This window comes from Edwardsiella piscicida, assembly GCF_001896205.1.
In the GTDB taxonomy this organism is placed as follows: domain Bacteria; phylum Pseudomonadota; class Gammaproteobacteria; order Enterobacterales; family Enterobacteriaceae; genus Edwardsiella; species Edwardsiella piscicida.
Window position 1 is genome coordinate 2,369,756 of the sequence record NZ_MPNU01000001.1, and the last position, 14,668, is coordinate 2,384,423.

Annotated in this window: 18 protein-coding genes; 9 read left to right on the top strand and 9 right to left on the bottom strand. The window is 62.2% G+C overall.

The window, feature by feature from the left end; all coding sequences use genetic code 11:
• Positions 1-26: 26 nt before the first annotated feature.
• The 3 genes from BRD58_RS10875 to BRD58_RS10885 form a co-directional block, all read right to left on the bottom strand.
• Complete coding sequence (locus BRD58_RS10875; protein ID WP_015461760.1) at positions 27-575, bottom strand: glycine zipper 2TM domain-containing protein; 549 nt, start codon at positions 573-575, stop codon at positions 27-29.
• A gap of 155 nt (positions 576-730) precedes the next feature.
• Entirely contained in the window at positions 731-1,639 is a 909-nt protein-coding gene (locus tag BRD58_RS10880) for a DMT family transporter (protein WP_034167955.1), read from the bottom strand.
• A 114-nt stretch (positions 1,640-1,753) separates the two neighbouring features.
• Complete coding sequence (locus BRD58_RS10885; RefSeq protein ID WP_012848905.1) at positions 1,754-3,058, bottom strand: NAD(P)/FAD-dependent oxidoreductase; 1,305 nt, start codon at positions 3,056-3,058, stop codon at positions 1,754-1,756.
• Between the two features lie 389 nt (positions 3,059-3,447).
• Between BRD58_RS10885 and BRD58_RS10890 the strand changes: the two genes are divergently transcribed.
• From BRD58_RS10890 to pdxR, 7 genes are all read left to right on the top strand, one after another.
• Positions 3,448-4,206, top strand: a complete 759-nt coding sequence (locus tag BRD58_RS10890) for a DeoR/GlpR family DNA-binding transcription regulator (protein ID WP_015461763.1) — start codon at positions 3,448-3,450, stop codon at positions 4,204-4,206.
• A 90-nt stretch (positions 4,207-4,296) separates the two neighbouring features.
• Complete coding sequence (dinI, locus tag BRD58_RS10895) at positions 4,297-4,545, top strand: DNA damage-inducible protein I (RefSeq protein ID WP_012848907.1); 249 nt, start codon at positions 4,297-4,299, stop codon at positions 4,543-4,545.
• A gap of 129 nt (positions 4,546-4,674) precedes the next feature.
• On the top strand, positions 4,675-4,929 hold the full coding sequence (gene bssS, locus BRD58_RS10900) for a biofilm formation regulator BssS (protein WP_012848908.1): 255 nt from the start codon (positions 4,675-4,677) through the stop codon (positions 4,927-4,929).
• 222 nt (positions 4,930-5,151) lie between these two features.
• The gene (gene solA / locus BRD58_RS10905; RefSeq protein WP_073382906.1) at positions 5,152-6,279 is read left to right on the top strand and encodes an N-methyl-L-tryptophan oxidase; all 1,128 of its coding nucleotides are present in this window, start codon (positions 5,152-5,154) and stop codon (positions 6,277-6,279) included.
• A gap of 303 nt (positions 6,280-6,582) precedes the next feature.
• The gene (locus tag BRD58_RS10910; protein WP_012848910.1) at positions 6,583-7,182 is read left to right on the top strand and encodes a LuxR C-terminal-related transcriptional regulator; all 600 of its coding nucleotides are present in this window, start codon (positions 6,583-6,585) and stop codon (positions 7,180-7,182) included.
• Positions 7,183-7,286: 104 nt separating this feature from the next.
• Positions 7,287-7,403: a YceO family protein gene (locus tag BRD58_RS10915; RefSeq protein WP_012848911.1), complete on the top strand. Its 117-nt coding sequence runs from the start codon at positions 7,287-7,289 to the stop codon at positions 7,401-7,403.
• Between the two features lie 132 nt (positions 7,404-7,535).
• Positions 7,536-8,993, top strand: coding sequence for a MocR-like pyridoxine biosynthesis transcription factor PdxR (pdxR, locus tag BRD58_RS10920; RefSeq protein ID WP_012848912.1), 1,458 nt, complete (start codon positions 7,536-7,538; stop codon positions 8,991-8,993).
• 8 nt (positions 8,994-9,001) lie between these two features.
• Here pdxR and BRD58_RS10925 read toward each other — a convergent pair whose 3' ends face one another.
• A complete protein-coding gene (locus tag BRD58_RS10925) occupies positions 9,002-9,529 on the bottom strand; it encodes a hypothetical protein (RefSeq protein ID WP_012848913.1) in 528 nt (175 codons plus the stop codon).
• 425 nt (positions 9,530-9,954) lie between these two features.
• On the opposite strand from BRD58_RS10925, the gene BRD58_RS10930 reads away from it, so the two are divergent.
• Together BRD58_RS10930 and osmB are read left to right on the top strand one after the other, a co-directional pair.
• Positions 9,955-10,617, top strand: coding sequence for a DedA family protein (locus tag BRD58_RS10930; protein ID WP_012848914.1), 663 nt, complete (start codon positions 9,955-9,957; stop codon positions 10,615-10,617).
• A 173-nt stretch (positions 10,618-10,790) separates the two neighbouring features.
• On the top strand, positions 10,791-11,009 hold the full coding sequence (gene osmB, locus BRD58_RS10935; RefSeq protein ID WP_012848915.1) for an osmotically-inducible lipoprotein OsmB: 219 nt from the start codon (positions 10,791-10,793) through the stop codon (positions 11,007-11,009).
• A gap of 63 nt (positions 11,010-11,072) precedes the next feature.
• Here osmB and yciH read toward each other — a convergent pair whose 3' ends face one another.
• From yciH to BRD58_RS10960, 5 genes are all read right to left on the bottom strand, one after another.
• Positions 11,073-11,399 carry a stress response translation initiation inhibitor YciH gene (yciH, locus tag BRD58_RS10940; protein WP_015461767.1) on the bottom strand — a complete coding sequence of 109 codons (327 nt, stop codon included), beginning with the start codon at positions 11,397-11,399 and terminating at the stop codon, positions 11,073-11,075.
• 22 nt (positions 11,400-11,421) lie between these two features.
• Positions 11,422-12,144 carry an orotidine-5'-phosphate decarboxylase gene (gene pyrF, locus BRD58_RS10945; protein ID WP_012848917.1) on the bottom strand — a complete coding sequence of 241 codons (723 nt, stop codon included), beginning with the start codon at positions 12,142-12,144 and terminating at the stop codon, positions 11,422-11,424.
• 113 nt (positions 12,145-12,257) lie between these two features.
• On the bottom strand, positions 12,258-13,427 hold the full coding sequence (gene lapB / locus BRD58_RS10950; RefSeq protein ID WP_012848918.1) for a lipopolysaccharide assembly protein LapB: 1,170 nt from the start codon (positions 13,425-13,427) through the stop codon (positions 12,258-12,260).
• 5 nt (positions 13,428-13,432) lie between these two features.
• Positions 13,433-13,741, bottom strand: coding sequence for a LapA family protein (locus tag BRD58_RS10955; protein WP_012848919.1), 309 nt, complete (start codon positions 13,739-13,741; stop codon positions 13,433-13,435).
• A 171-nt stretch (positions 13,742-13,912) separates the two neighbouring features.
• Entirely contained in the window at positions 13,913-14,608 is a 696-nt protein-coding gene (locus BRD58_RS10960; protein WP_073382911.1) for a phosphatase PAP2 family protein, read from the bottom strand.
• Positions 14,609-14,668: the final 60 nt, after the last annotated feature.

A 14,668-nucleotide genomic window follows, 5' to 3' on the forward strand; every position in this document is an offset into this window, starting at 1 on the left:
CTCTGGCCGCGCCGCGTCTCTTCGCCTCAGGCCCGGCGATCGCCCTGCCCGATGATCAGCTGGCCGTTGCCGTCCAGCGGGATCTGCTGGCCGGGATCGCTCTCCATGCGCACCCGACCGCGCCGATCGCCGATGCGGTAGGTCACATCGTAGCCTAGCAGACGACGGGATTTATCATACTCCGTGGTGCAGCGCTGCTCACGGGTGGTGTAGGTGTCATTCTGCTGCATCGTCCCCTGGATCTGATGACCGGCATAGCCGCCGCCCAGCGCGCCCAGCACGGTCGCCACATCGCGTCCTCGACCGTTGCCGACCTGGTGACCCAGCACCCCGCCGGCCACGGCCCCCAGCAGCGAGCCCGCCAGCCGGTTTTCGTCCTGCACCGCCCGGCGGTGGGTCACCGCCACGTCGCGGCACACCCTACGCGGCGTCTTGATGGTGTCATGGATCGGCACCGCCGACAGCACCTGCGCATACTGCGGCGGCGCATCAAACACCTTCAGCCCGGCCACGGCGGCCACGCTCAGCGCCGCCGCCACCCCAATACCGATACCGCCCAGCATGGATTTATTCATCCCGATCTTCTCCCTTAGCGGTCCGCCGTGCGCAGAAGTGGGCACGGGCGCGACCGGTGATTTCGCAATAATCGCCGCCAGTGTGCGCAGCCTACGCCCGGGCAACAATCGGAATAAGGGAGAAAATCACCGCGCGGCCGCGGCATGGAGCAGATTCAGGATAATTCTGACGTCGGGCGGTGGCGGCCGCGGCGGCGCGGCTTCAGCTCGCTGATCAGCACCCCCACCACGATCAGCGCCGCGCCCAGCAGCGCCACCCCCGGCAGACGCTCACCGGCGATACGCCCCACCACCCCGGCCCACACCGGCTCGCCGGCGTAGATCACCGTGGCGCGGGTTGGCGAAACGCTGCGCTGCGCCCAGTTCATGGTCACCTGAATGATCCCGCTGGCCAGACCCAGTCCCAGCGCGCTGAGCAGCAGGTAGCCTGAATAGGGCGGCACCGATTCGCCGTTTGGCGCCATCAGCGCAAAGCCGAGCAGCGAGGCCGTCGCCAGCTGGATCACCGTGACCCGCCGCACGTCCACCCGTCCGGCGCAGCCGCTGATCAGGATGATCTCCGCCGCAATGGCCAAGGTGCTGAATAGCGTCGCCGTCTCTCCGGCCCCCAGCGTCAGCGTGCCATCCTGCGGCCCGGCCAGCAGCAGTAGCCCGACAAATGCCAGCCCGATGCCCAGCCACGCCATCAGACGCGGGCGACGCCCCAGAAACAGCCACTGCAGCAGCGGCACCAGCGGCACATACAGCGCGGTCATAAAGGCGGACTTGCTACTGCTGATGGTCTGTAGCCCATAGGTTTGCAGGCCATAGCCGGCGGCGATCGCCGCCCCGATGCAAAGCCCCCACAGCAGCTCCCGCCGGGTAAAACCGCGCAGATGACGCCAGGAGATCGCCCCCAGCACCAGCGTGGCGGCGGCAAAGCGCAGGCCGACAAAGAAAAACGGGCCGCTCACCGTCATGGCGCGGTGCACGATCAGAAAGGTGCCGCCCCACAGCATGGTGATGAAGATCAGGATCAGCTCTTGCGGCGTCAGGGAGAAGCGGACGGCGGATAGACGAGGCATTATGGACAACCACTGCGATATTAATGAGCTATCCAGTGTGCGCGCCGCGCTGGGCAGGGTCAAGGGGGGGAAAGCGACGGGCGCCGCGGCGGCGTCCGTCGTCTCGCGATGCGATCAGTGCAGCTTCAGGTGCGGGCGGATCACCCGGTTGATGCTATCGACCAGCATCATCAGACCGGTCTTCATATATCCGTGCAGCGCAATCTGGTGCATGCGGTACAGCGAGACATACATGATGCGCGCGATACGCCCTTCGATCATCATTGAGCCCCGCGTCAGATTCCCCATCAGGCTGCCCACGGTGCTGAACTCCGACAGGGAGACCAGCGACCCGCGATCGTGATAGAGATAATCCTTCAGCGGCGCCGCCTTCAGCAGCGCCAGGATATTGGCGGCGCACAGCGTCGCCATCTGGTGGGCCGCCTGGCCGCGCGGCGGCACATTGCGCCCGTCCGGCTGTGCGCAGGCCGCGCAGTCGCCGATGGCGAAGATATGGCTATCCAGGGTAGTCTGCAGCGTCGGCTTCACCACCAGCTGATTGATTCGGTTGGTCTCCAGGCCGCCGATATCGCGCAGGAAGTCCGGCGCCTTGATCCCGGCCGCCCACACCATCAGATCGGCCGGGATAAACTCGCCCGCTTTGGTCTGCAGGCCGTTGGCCTCGGCGCGGGTCACCATGGTGTTGGTCAAGACACGCACCCCAAGATTGGTCAGCTCTTGGTGGGCCGCGGCGGAGATACGCGGCGGCAGCGCCGGCAGAATGCGTTCGCCCGCCTCCACCAGCGTCACGTTTAGCGCGGCGCTGCTCAGATTCTCATAGCCGTAGCTCTGCAGCTGTTTCACCGCGTTGTGCAGCTCGGCGGACAGTTCGACGCCGGTCGCCCCGCCGCCGACGATGGCAATATTCACCTGCTCGTCCGTTTTTCCCGCCGCAGAGTACTTCAGGAACAGATTAAGCATTTCGTTATGGAAGCGGTGCGCCTGCTGCGGGCTGTCCAGGAAGATGCAGTTCTGACTCACGCCCGGCGTGCCGAAATCGTTTGAGGTGCTGCCCAGGGCCATCACCAGAATGTCATAGTCCAGCTGACGCTCGGCAACCAGCAGCGTATCCTGCTCATCGCGGATCTCCGCCAGCGTGACCCGGCGGGACTGACGATCGAGCGCCGTCATGCTGCCCAGCTGAAAGGTGAAATGGTGGTTACGCGCATGGGCCAGATAGCTCAGCGCATCGACGCCGTCATCCAGCGATCCCGTCGCCACTTCATGCAGCAGCGGCTTCCACAGGTGGCTGTGGTTGCGATCGATAAGCACGATCTCCGCCTTACCCTTGCGCCCCAGCGAATGCCCCAGGCTGGTTGCCAGTTCGAGTCCGCCGGCACCACCGCCAACAATCACGATTTTTTTCTTTGCTGCGCTCAAAGCTTTCTCCCTTGGTAAAAAATGCAAACCATTCGTTAACCAAAGATGACTTCCGCATGACCCAGAGTGGCGGCTTGGCTGACGAAGGTTACTGTCGTTCGTTCACGGTGGCCACGATACCACAAAGGGTAATTTGGTCATACCAAAATTGATTCAAATCAAATAAAGCAGAGATTGTTCGCCTGTTTTTTGTGCGCTAGAGCTGATTTTTTGACCTTAGGCAGCATAAGCGCAACAGACGCCTTACACTCCGCACCCCTCGCCACCGCGCGCCTCTGCGGCGCGAACGCCCCGCGGCGTATTCATCCCGCCGGGCTGCGGTGTTATCATGGCGAAAAACGACGGCATGGAAACACACCGGCATCCGCCGTCTGCCCGCACAGGACACTATGAACGCCAGACAACAACGCATTCTGCAATTGGTCAACGATCAGCGTCGCATCAGCGTCGCCGACCTGGCCCGCACCTGCCAGGTTTCCGAGGTCACCATCCGTCAGGATCTGACGCAGCTGGAAAAACGCAGCTACCTCAAGCGGGTGCACGGCTTCGCCGTCGCCCTGGAGAGCGAGGACGTCGATGCTCGCATGATGATTAACTTCACCCTGAAGCAGCAGCTGGCCGCCTACGCGGCGTCCCTGGTCAACGACGGGGAGACCATCTTCATCGAAAGCGGCAGCACCAACGCCCTGCTGGCCCGCTATCTGGCCGAGCGCAAGCAGGTCACTCTGGTCACCGTCAGCACCTATATCGCCCATCTGCTGAAAGAGACCGACTGCGACGTGATCCTGATGGGCGGTCTGCATCAGAAGCGCAGTGAAACCGTGGTCGGCCCGCTGACTCGCCAGTGCATCCAGCAGGTCTACTTCAGTAAGGCCTTCATCGGCATCGACGGCTTTCATCCCGAGGCCGGCTTTACCGGGCGCGACATGATGCGCGCCGAGGTGGTCAACGCCGTGCTGGCCAAGGGCGTGGAGAACATCATCCTGACCGACGCCTCCAAGTTCGGCCAGATCCACCCCAACCCGCTGCAGCCCATCGGCGCCATCAGCCGGGTGATCACCGACTACCGCTTAAGCGATGCGCAGCGCGGCTCGCTGGAGGCGCTGGGCATCGCGGTCGATAAAGTCTCTGAAAACGGCATCCGCTGATCCTGCGCAGAGAAAAATCCCGGGCGCCCCTTGCAACCCTAAGATAATAGCTGTATATATTTACAGTAAATTACTCATAGGGAGTTACCCATGCGCATCGAACTGACGTTGGACAAGCGCAACCCTCTGCCTCCGGGTGCGCTTGACGCCTTTCACCAGGAATTTTCCCGCCGAATCCAGCGCCACTACCCCGACTGCGCCGTGCAGGTGCGCCAGGCCGGCGCCAACGGCCTGAGCATACTGGGCGGCATCAAGAGCGATCGGGAGATCGTCGAAACCATCCTGCAGGAGACCTGGGAAAGCGCCGACGACTGGTTCTCTCCCGACGACCCCGAGTAGCGACGCCGCCCCGCGTGCAGAAAAAATAGGCCGGGCGGCCCAGAGATGCATATACTGAGAAAGCGCATGGTATGCGTTTATTGATCCTGGTGAGTAACTCATGTCAGTCACTACGCTTAAGGGGGTCTTATGAACGGCAAGGATGAAGTTATCCAGACGCATCCCGTTATTGGTTGGGATATCAGTACCGTAGACAGCTACGACGCTCTCATGATCCGCCTTCACTATCTTTCATCACAGAATCAGCCACCGGAAGATGCTCGGGTTGACCGTACCCTGTGGTTAACCACCGACGTTGCCCGGCAACTGATCACCATACTGGAAGCGGGCATTGCCAAAATTGAGTCCGGCGACTGCCTGCAGAGTGACTACATCAGGCACTAGGGACGGTGGGATTAGCACCGCGCCCCCGTCCGATCCCGCCCCGCCGCCCACGGCGGTGGCCGACACCCCACACCAACACCGCCGCGGCGGTGTTTCTTTTTCCCATCCCGCCGCGCGCGATAGCGGGGTGCCATGCAGCGCCCGCTATCCCGATATATACTTATCCATATCCCGCGGCGATGCGCGGGCCACGGGGCTGGGCCCCACCTCTCGGAGGCGGATATGGATTATGATCTGGCTATCGTTGGCAGTGGCTCCGTCGGCGCGGCAGCGGGTTACTACGCGGCGCTGGCCGGTCTGCGCGTCGCGCTGTTTGACAGCCACAGCCCGCCGCACCGCCTGGGTGGCCACCACGGTGACACCCGGATTATCCGCCACGCCGGCGCCGGCGGAGATATCTATACGCCGCTGGCCCTGCGAGCCCAGCAGCTGTGGCAGGCGCTAGAGGAGATCAGCGCCCTGCCCCTGTTTCACCGCTGCGGCGTGCTCAGCCTGGCGCCGCGAGATACCGCCTTTCTCCGCGAGATCCACGCCAGCGCCCGCGCCCACAGGATCGCCATCCACGCCCTGGATCGCGCCGCGCTGCGCGAACGCTGGCCGACGATTACCGCGCCGGAGCACTACGCCGCCCTGCTGGAGCCCAACGCCGGTTATCTGAAGTGCCATCTGGCTATCGCCACCCTGCTTGAAAAAGCCGTTGAGCTGGGTGCTCACCCCTATTTTGACTGTCCGCTGCACGCCGTGCTGGCCGAGCGCGATGGCGTGCGTCTGCTCGGCCCGCGCGGCGAATGGCGGGCGCGCCGCGTCGCCCTCTGCGCCGGCGCCGGGGTGCGCGCGCTGCTGCCTACGCTGCCGCTGCAAACCCGGTGTAAACCCTTTGCCTGGTATCAGGCCGACGCTCGCTTCAGCGAACAGCGCCATTTCCCGGCCCTGCATACGATGATGCCCCAGGGCGCCCACTTCTACAGCTTTCCCGCCGTCGACGGCGCCCTGAAGGCCGGGCGCTACGATGGCGGCCTCATCCCCCCTTCGCCCAGCGCCCGCTGCCCCAGCGCGCGGGACGTCGGCGAAGATATCGAAATCCACGACTACCTGCGCGCCTTTCTGCCCCAGACAGGCGACTGCCTCTACGGTGATATTGCCAGCGTGGCCATGACGCCGGATGGCCACTTTATAATCGATACGCTGCCCACCGCCCCGGCCATCAGCATCGTCAGCGGACTGGGCGTCAACGGCTTTAAGTTCGCCACCGCGCTGGGAGAATTGGTGGTGCGCCTGGCGACGGACGCCGCGCCCGGCTACGATTTAACCCCTTTCCGCCTGAGCCGCTTTGCGCCGCGCACGGAATAGTCCTCTACCGATCGGGGACGCGCGACCGATCGGATTATTTTTGATAAAAACGAAAATAGTGACAATAATAAATTCATTCTTTATATATTTTATTATTTACAGATAGAAATAATGCATTAGTTGACGCAATAATATATTTTCCATTGACAGCGTAGGTAATAAAACCCTAGGCTGTGCTCCTGTATTATCCGCCGTTTTCTCTCTGCGCCCCTCCGCATGCGTTTATTCCTGCCTGCACCCCGGCACAACGGTAATAGCGGCGATAACGGCAAACACGGACGATGCCAGCGTTAAGGATACCCCATGGAACTACTGGTGCTTGAACCCTGCCGCTATACCCGGCTGGGGATCAGTCTTTTTATTCAAAATGAAAAAAATATAAATGTTAATTATGTCTCAACCCTGGATGCGCTCATCGCCGGCGGAATGGAGAAAAACCCAGATATTATCTTTGCCAACCTGACGCCTTATTGTAAACACGATCCTCTCGACCTGCCGCTGCAGGCATTCTTTCGCTATCCGCAGCGGGCGACCTGCTTTATTTACACCCAGGCTCACTATCCCTATACGCAGCTGCCGCTCTACCTTCAGCGCAACATCTACCTCATCAATAAAAAAATGACGCCAACCCTGCTGCGCCTGCTTTGCTGTCACGCCCCGCGCCAGACGCCGCCGGCGCACCTGCTGGAGCAGCGCTACGGCGCCTGGCCGCTGCTGACTACGCGTGAAATCATGGTGATGCACGACTGGATGCAGCAGACGCCCAACCACCGTATCGCACAGCGCCTGCGCCTCAGCCCGCGCACCGTCTATGCCTATAAGCGCCGTCTGGTCGAAAAGATCCGGGTCAAGAATCGCATCGAACTGTGCTATCTGTATAACCTGATCCGCCATATTTACTGACGTCGCGTCCGTCCGCGCGGCCTAACGCCGCGGTCTGCGCCCGGGTTGAGGGCGCGCGCCATTTTACCTATACTCAGGCTCCGTCTCCTGCGCCGTGAAAGCCCATGTTCAATCGCCTGATTCACCGCTTTATCGATAACGTCCGTCACCACCTGCTGTTCTATCTGGCCGTCTCACTGCTGCTGCTGGCCTTTGATCTCTACTACCTGTGGTTTGCCTGAGCATCCAAGGTAAACGCCAAGCGCTGACAGCGCCGTACAATTTATGTGGACAGCCGCGCATGCCGCGTGCACATCGCCATCCACTGTGATAATAGTGGATCCATTAGGTCATTGATCCCGTTTGGAACAGGCATGCTGTCGTTTACTTTGGACCGTAACAGCCCACTTTCGCTGCAAAAACAAATCTACCAACAGTTTCATACCGCCCTGCACGATGGTTCGCTGCAGTGCGGCGAACGCCTGCCCTCGATTCGCGAGCTGGGCAGCAAGCTGCAGGTCTCACGCAATACCATTACCGCCGTCTATGAGAAGCTGCTGCAGGAGGGGTTCATCGCCAGTCGCCCCGGCGTCGGCTATAACGTCGTGCTGGCCAGCCACATCGATCTGCCGGAGACCCCGGCGGCGCAGCAGGAGCTGGATCATCCGCCCAGCGTGCTGTGTACCCAGGCGCCGGAAACCTACGTCGACGTCAACAGCCCGCTGTTCTTCAGCCTGGGCAATCCCGATGAGTCGGCCTTTCCCTGGCAGCGCTGGCGCAGCTGGAACAACAAGGCCTCGCGCAGCAAGCACCTGCTGATGACCCGCTATCATCCTCCGGCCGGACTGCTGTCGCTGCGCCAGGAGCTGGTTAAATACCTGGCCAGCGCCCGCGGCATCCACACCGATCCGCAGCACATCATCGTCACCAACGGCGTGCAGGAGGGGCTGGCGCTGCTGGCGCGCACCCTGCTGACGCCGCAGGAGCACATCGCCGTCGAATCGCCGTGCTACTCCGGCGCCTGGAACCTGTTCAACAGCTTCGCTCCCCATATTCACGCCATCCCGGTCGATGACGGCGGACTGCGCACCGATCTGCTGCCTGAGCAGCAGTGCGCGCTGGCCTATGTGACCCCGTCGCACCAATATCCGGTGGGCAGCACCCTGCCGCTGGCGCGCCGCCTGGCCCTGCTCGACTGGTCGCGCCGCTCCAACGCCTACGTGATCGAAGATGACTACGACACCACGTTCCTCTACGGGACGCAGCCGCTGCCGGCGCTAAAGTCGCTGGAGGACGCTAACAACGTGATCTACCTGAGCAGCTTCTCCAAAACTCTGGGGCCGGGCATGCGGCTCGGATTTATGGTCTGCCCGGATCGGCTGGTGGAGCCGATCCTTAATCTGAAGGCGCTGTGGAACCACGGCGCCAGCTGGCTATATCAACAGTTTCTGGCCGATTTTATGCAGGATCAGGGCTATCACCGCCACCTGCGCAAGCTGGAGCTGGAGTACGCTGCGCGGCAGAAGCTGCTGCGCGAAGGGCTAAGCGCCCTGTTTCCACGCGCGCGTCTGCTGGGCACCTCATCGGGACTGCACCTGACCCTGAAGACCGATCTCCCGGCGCAGCGGGTTAATCAGCTGCGCGAGCGCTGCCTGCGCGACGGCGTGCGCTTCGATACGCTGCAAAGCATGTGCAACGGCTCGGAATGCGCCTATATGGAGCACAACGGCGCGCCGCTGATGCTGTTTGGATTTAGCGCCCTGTCTGAAGTGAAGATCCGGCGGGCGCTGGAGATCATCGCCAACGCCGCCAAAGAGCTGGGGCTCGCCTAAACGCAGCGCTAGGCGTGGGGCGGCTCATCGGCCGGCAGCTGCAGGCGGAAATCCTGCTGCAGAGCGCCGGGCGCGGCGCTGTTCAGCAGCTGCTGATAAATATCGCCGGCCACGGCGCAGCGCTGGCGATCCGGATCGCTGGCCATCGCCATTCCCAGCGCGTTACCCGCCATCTCGTTATACAGCAGATCCGTCAGGCGATTCTTCTCCCCCAGCGAGGTCACCGTGCGCAGCGCATCTACCGTGGCGCTATACAGCGGCGACAGGCTATTTTGCTGATTACAGCGCCGGTAGACCTCATGATAAAACGCCAGCTGCAGCGCCTGCGCATAGCGCAGGCTGGCGGCGGGAACCTTAATCTGCGCCTGCGCCGCACCGGACGGTGCCGCGGGTGCGGCGGACGGCGACGCCGCGGCGTGGGAGGCGATGACGGGCTGCGGCGCATCGATCGCCACGGAGGTATTGGGCTCCGCCGCCGCGCCGCCGACGTACAGTGCCATCAGGCCGACACCCAGCCATAGAACGGCTTTACTCATTATACTTTCCCCTAAAAACGGTCTGCTACTATCCTAATCCGTCAATAATACAATGAAAGCGCCAATCTGTTGTGGCGGCAACCATTCTGTATCAGTCTGTTTCCCTCGCAAACGCCGCCTCGCCCACGCGATGGCGCCCAAACGGCTTACGAAAACGTCTGCGGTTCATCCGATATTCCCCCCGTTTTTCAGCCCGTTGCCGACGATGTCACATTACCGCACGCTATTTCAGATTGATTTACAATTGTATGATTTTATTTATGGTAACATCGCAGCGCGTCCGTTTTTCGGCGGCCTTGTGCTATATTGGGTAGGTAATTACGCTGTCTATCAGACTGGCGCAGCGTCTGTTACGCTCTCTGGGTCAGGGGCATCCGATCCAATGTTTCCCCAGGCGCCTGTCCGCAGTTAATTAAGGTAAGGTAATGGAAGTCATTAAAGAGATCCTGCATGCACTGTGGGCACAAGATTTCGCCGTGCTGAGCGATCCGCATATCGTCTGGGTCATTTACGCCATTCTGTTCACCACGCTGGTGCTGGAGAATGGCCTGCTGCCCGCCGCCTTTCTGCCCGGCGACAGCCTGCTGTTGCTCTCTGGAGCCCTGATCGCCCGCTCCGTACTGCCCTTTTTCCCCACCCTGTGCCTGCTGGTCGTGGCCTCCAGCCTGGGCTGCTGGCTCAGCTATCTGCAGGGGCGCTGGCTGGGGGATACCCGCCTGGTTCAGGGATGGCTGCTGCGGCTACCGCCCCAGTACCACCAGCGCGCCTACAATCTGTTTCATCGCCACGGTCTGATGGCGCTGCTGATCGGCCGCTTTTTGGCCTTTGTCCGCACCATTCTGCCGGTGCTGGCCGGGCTATCCGGGCTGCATAACGCCCGCTTTCAGCTCTTCAACTGGCTCAGCGCCCTGCTGTGGGTCGGCGTGGTCATGGGGCTGGGGCTGGCCATCAGCAACATTCCCTTCGTTAAACAGCACCAGGATCAGGTGATGTCCATCCTGCTCATCCTGCCGGTGGTTCTGCTGGTCAGCGGACTGCTGGGCACCCTGATGCTGCTGCTGCGCCGACGCCGTCAGCCGCACGGCTGATCGCGGCGAGCACCGCCGTCGCAGCGTCGTCCAGCGTAGGGCGACGCTGCAAATCAGACTATTTACCTGTTCGCCCTTTCTCCTGCGCCTATACTGCTCTCACCGTCATCCCCCTGTTCCGTCAGCGCATAGACTATACTCAACACGTGTCGGAACGCAGTAAGGAGCCCAATATGAATCGTACCTTAACACGCGTCGCTACAGTTGCCCTTGCGCTGACGCTTGCCGCCTCGCTCAGCGCCTGTTCCAACATGTCCAAACGCGATCGCAATACCGCCATCGGCGCGGGCGCCGGTGCCCTGGGCGGCGCAATCCTGACCGACGGCAGCGCGCTCGGCACCGTGGGCGGCGCCGCCATCGGCGGTCTTATCGGCCACCAGGTGGGCAAGTAATCCCCCCTCTCACCGATAAAAAAGCCGGCTTACGCCGGCTTTCTTGTCAGAATGCGCGCACGATCAGCCCCCGGACAGCTTGACTCGCATCCCTTTCGCTTCCAGCAGTTGCTTAATCACATCGCGTTTATCTCCCTGGATCTCGATAACGCCATCGCGCGCGCTGCCGCCGCAGCCGCAGCGCTTCTTCAGCTCGGCCGCCAGCGCCAGCGTCGCCGCGTCGTCCAGATCCAGGCCGGTGATCACGCATACCCCTTTGCCTTTACGTCCGCTGGTCTGACGCTGAATACGCACCGTGCCGTCACCCTTTGGCCGCGGCGCCGCGGCCGCCGTTTCATGAATACGCCCCGCGTCGGTGGTGTAGACCAGGCGACTGTTACTCTCTTGCATTTTTACCTGCTCCCGTCTCGATTTAGGCCAGCGTCGCCAGAATGGCGCGCAGCGCCTCGGCCGGCTGCGCCGCTTGGGTGATCGGACGTCCGATCACCATATAGTCGACCCCGGCGGCGACGGCCTGCTGCGGCGTCATAATCCGACGCTGATCGCCGGCCTCACTGCCCGCGGGCCGGATCCCCGGCGTCACCAGTTTGAATGCGGAGCCACAGGCGGCTTTGATGCGCACCGCCTCCTGGGCCGAGCAGACCACCCCATCCAGCCCGCACTGCTGCGTCAGACGCGCCAGGCGCTCGGCATAGTCGGCCGGCGCCTCGTCGATACCGATCGCCTGCAGATCGGCCTGCTCCATGCTGGTCAGCACCGTCACGGCGATCAGCAGCGGCGCCTCCTTGCCGTAGGGCCGCAGCGCCTCTCGGGCCGCGCTCATCATGCGTAGGCTGCCGCTGGCGTGCACGTTGACCATCCACACCCCCAGATCCGCCGCCGCTGCCACGGCGCGTGCGACGGTATTGGGGATATCGTGAAACTTAAGATCCAGAAAAACATCGAATCCGCGCTGCTGCAGAGTGCGAACCCACTCGGGGCCGAACAGGGTGAACATTTCCTTACCGACCTTCAGCCGACAGTCGCGCGGATCGAGCGCATCCACCAGCGCGAGGGCGGCGTTGCGATCGGCATAATCAAGGGCGACAACGATCGGAGAGTGGCTATGGGCACGCATCGGAGTAGATATTGACATGGTGGGTTCCTGAATCTGGCGTTAGCGGAGAAATACCTTTTTCAGGAGCGGCATTGTACACAGCACGCCCCGCTCTGCCTAGGGCGTACGTGCAGTGCGCCGTAAAATCGCGCCTATTGGCCGTCCAGGCCGCGGATCGGTTTGATGGTCGCCCAGGCCCGACAGGAGGGGCAGTGCCAGTACAGACTGTGCGGCGTAAACCCGCACTTCAGGCAGCGATAGCGCGGCTTGGTGCGGATCTGCTCGCCGACCATATCGCGCAGCAGCTGCAGACTTTCGCGGGCGCGTCCGTCCTCCGCTTCGGCCAGATGGTAGTCTATCAGGCGGTGGAATACGCGCATCGTCGGGTGGCGCTGCAGCTGACGGCTGACGTACACCTGCGCCGCCTCCAGCCCTTCCTGCGCCTCGATAACCTGTCCCAGCATCAGCTCTGCGCTGGCGCCGGCGTCCTCATCGACGCAGCGACGCAAAAAGTCATGCCAAGGCTCAGGCTGCCCCAGCGCCTGGTAGCACGTCTCCATCAGCGGCAGCACTTCGCTGACAAATGCCTTATCCTGCTCCAGCACCTGAGAAAAGGCGGCAACCGCTTTGGCCGGTTCGCCCAGCGCCTGGAACACCCGCCCGCGCATTATCGAGACGCGGGCGCAGCCCTTATCCGCCGCCGCGGCTTTCTTCAGCAGGCTCTGCGCCCTATCGAGATCGTCGCTGCCCATCGCCTGTAGCGCCAGCTCACAGTAAAAGTGCGCGATTTCGCCCCGCTGCTGATCTTTGCCCAACCGCACCAGCTTTTCGGCCGCGTCGATGGCCTTATGCCAGTCGCTGGTCGCCTGATGGATCAGCAGCAGCTGCTGCAGGGCGGACACCCTGAAATCCGCCTCATCCACCAGCTGGCTGAACATCTCCTCCGCCCGGTCATACAGCCCCGCCGCCATATAGTCACGCCCCAGCTGCTGTACGGCCAGCAGGCGCTGCTCAAAGGAGAGCGAGGCGCTTTCCATCAGGGATTGGTGAATGCGGATGGCGCGATCGACCTCGCCGCGGGAGCGGAACAGGTTGCCGAGCGTCAGGTGAGCCTCAACGGTGTTGCTGTCTTCCTTGAGCATGTCCAAAAACAGCTCAACCGCTTTATCCTGCTGGTTAGACAGCAGAAAGTTCACCCCGGTCACGTACTCGCGCGACAGGCGGTTAGCCTCCTGCTGTTTATCCTGCTGTGCGCTCCTGCGCCCCATATACCAGCCGTAGGCAGCCGCTACCGGGAGAAGCAGAAACAGCAGCTCAAGCATAGCGGTTATTCCTTCGTAGCCGAAGCCGCGGCGCTGCTGCCCTGCGGCTCCGTCGGCGCCAACTGCTGCTCTAGGCGGCGAATTTTACGCTGCGCCCGCGCCAGACCCAGGCGTACGCGCAGATAGAACAGGCCGCAGATCACCCAGCCAAGGATAAAACCGGCGGCAAACAGCGTCGCCAGCAGCGTCGACAGGCGATACTCGCCCTTGGCCAACAGATAGTTGAAGGCCACGACCTGATCATTTTGCGCCCCAAGGGTGACAGACAGTACAAAAATGGCCAGGACGATCAGAAAAATCAGCAAATATTTCACATTTCTTCCTGTTGTTCAGGTTAAGCAAATGAATAATGCTTAAAAAATCGAAACCATCTCTAAATTAACATTTAGTCATGGGGCATGGAAACCCCGCCCGCCAGAAAGGCACCGGATTCTTATATCCGCGCTGTGCTCCGGTACATTTGCGCAGCGGTAAGCGACGCCATTTTACCCAATCTGCCCCCCGCTCAGCCCCCGGCGGTGAATATACCAGCCGAACGGCAGCGCCCATAGCCAGCCCAGCAACACGGCGGCCAGCAGATCGCGCGGCCAATGCATCCCCAGCGCAAAACGGCTGTACATCACCGCCGCCGCCCATGCCAACAGCGGCACCATCACGGCGTAGCGCCGCCGCGGCAGTACGATCGCGGCCAGCGCCACCCAGGTTGCGACAAACAGCCCATGGCCAGAGGGAAAGGCAAACCCCGTTTCCCGCGCCCAGTGGTCGCCCAGCCACGCCGGCTGCGATGCGACGTGGCGCGCCGCCGCGCTGCGGGCGTAAAAATCGGCGGGCGCCACGCCCGCCGCCGCCGTCAGGCTCAGAACATAGGGACGCGGCGCCTGGATCCAGCGCTTGATCCCCGCATTGACGCCCTGCGCGCTGCCGACGCACAGCATCAGCAGCAGGAACAGTCGCAGCGCGGCCCGCCCGCGCAGCGCCAGCAGGCGAACCACCACCCCGCCGAGTAGCGCGGCGCTGAGTATCCCCCATGGCTGGCTGACGCTCTGCGTGACGACAAACCAGTATGGGCCGTCGCCCCCCAGCGAGGCCGGAGACCACCGCCAGCCGCTCACCTGCAGCGCCAGGGGGAGCACCAGCAGCACCAGCAGCGCCGGCGCGCTCTTTTTGACCATCATCATCATCCGTTCGTTCCTGAGCCGTTAACCTTTTCTCGCAGATCTCTATATCCAATAATACTTCTG

Bases quoted from the DNA above. Each gene is read 5' to 3' on its own strand.
- BRD58_RS10875 (WP_015461760.1), bottom strand. From the start codon at position 575: ATGAATAAATCCATGCTGGGCGGTATCGGTATTGGGGTGGCGGCGGCG.
- BRD58_RS10880 (WP_034167955.1), bottom strand. From the start codon at position 1,639: ATGCCTCGTCTATCCGCCGTCCGCTTCTCCCTGACGCCGCAAGAGCTG.
- BRD58_RS10890 (WP_015461763.1), top strand. From the start codon at position 3,448: ATGAACGCCAGACAACAACGCATTCTGCAATTGGTCAACGATCAGCGT.
- dinI (WP_012848907.1), top strand. From the start codon at position 4,297: ATGCGCATCGAACTGACGTTGGACAAGCGCAACCCTCTGCCTCCGGGT.
- bssS (WP_012848908.1), top strand. From the start codon at position 4,675: ATGAACGGCAAGGATGAAGTTATCCAGACGCATCCCGTTATTGGTTGG.
- solA (WP_073382906.1), top strand. From the start codon at position 5,152: ATGGATTATGATCTGGCTATCGTTGGCAGTGGCTCCGTCGGCGCGGCA.
- BRD58_RS10910 (WP_012848910.1), top strand. From the start codon at position 6,583: ATGGAACTACTGGTGCTTGAACCCTGCCGCTATACCCGGCTGGGGATC.
- BRD58_RS10915 (WP_012848911.1), top strand. From the start codon at position 7,287: ATGTTCAATCGCCTGATTCACCGCTTTATCGATAACGTCCGTCACCAC.
- pdxR (WP_012848912.1), top strand. From the start codon at position 7,536: ATGCTGTCGTTTACTTTGGACCGTAACAGCCCACTTTCGCTGCAAAAA.
- BRD58_RS10925 (WP_012848913.1), bottom strand. From the start codon at position 9,529: ATGAGTAAAGCCGTTCTATGGCTGGGTGTCGGCCTGATGGCACTGTAC.
- BRD58_RS10930 (WP_012848914.1), top strand. From the start codon at position 9,955: ATGGAAGTCATTAAAGAGATCCTGCATGCACTGTGGGCACAAGATTTC.
- osmB (WP_012848915.1), top strand. From the start codon at position 10,791: ATGAATCGTACCTTAACACGCGTCGCTACAGTTGCCCTTGCGCTGACG.
- yciH (WP_015461767.1), bottom strand. From the start codon at position 11,399: ATGCAAGAGAGTAACAGTCGCCTGGTCTACACCACCGACGCGGGGCGT.
- pyrF (WP_012848917.1), bottom strand. From the start codon at position 12,144: ATGTCAATATCTACTCCGATGCGTGCCCATAGCCACTCTCCGATCGTT.
- lapB (WP_012848918.1), bottom strand. From the start codon at position 13,427: ATGCTTGAGCTGCTGTTTCTGCTTCTCCCGGTAGCGGCTGCCTACGGC.
- BRD58_RS10960 (WP_073382911.1), bottom strand. From the start codon at position 14,608: ATGATGATGATGGTCAAAAAGAGCGCGCCGGCGCTGCTGGTGCTGCTG.